The sequence below is a fragment of the Salinimicrobium oceani genome (assembly GCF_012037645.1).
This window is the reverse complement of record NZ_JAAVJR010000778.1, coordinates 1-418: the sequence shown is the minus strand read 5'-3', so window position 1 is coordinate 418 and position 418 is coordinate 1. Positions and strand designations below refer to the sequence as shown.

The 418-nt window shown below is 43.3% G+C and carries 1 pseudogene; it reads right to left on the bottom strand.

The features are described 5' to 3' along the window. Positions 1–399: pseudogene (locus HC175_RS19360) on the bottom strand (universal stress protein); the annotation flags it as partial. Positions 400–418: the final 19 nt, after the last annotated feature.

The following is a 418-nucleotide window of genomic DNA, read 5'->3' as shown; positions in this document are numbered from 1 at the left end:
AATTCCCATGGGCACACTAAGATACTCCAGGAAGTGAAAGGAATGTTTTACGCCCTCCAGCTTCTCCTGAAGTTGTGCCCTGTTATATTTCTGGGACCTGCTCAAACCTCCTTCTTCGGCTATGTGCAGGATACGTATTGAGGAATTATATTTATGTGCCAACCCAATTAAAAAATCAAGGTCTTTAGGTGTTAGCTCTACCTTAAAACTATTAGCCAGTACAATTTCTGCAGGAGGTTTAAATGAAGCATGGGCAGGAACAGCAAGAACAGGACATTTCTCTACCTCTTCCAGGATATTGATGGTATTGCTCCCGTAGATCACTTCCTTATTTCCTGTGTGGCCCTGGGTACCTATTACGATAAGGTCCTGCTTATGCATCCTCAGCTCCTTATTAATTGCACCTGCCGGTAAAAGA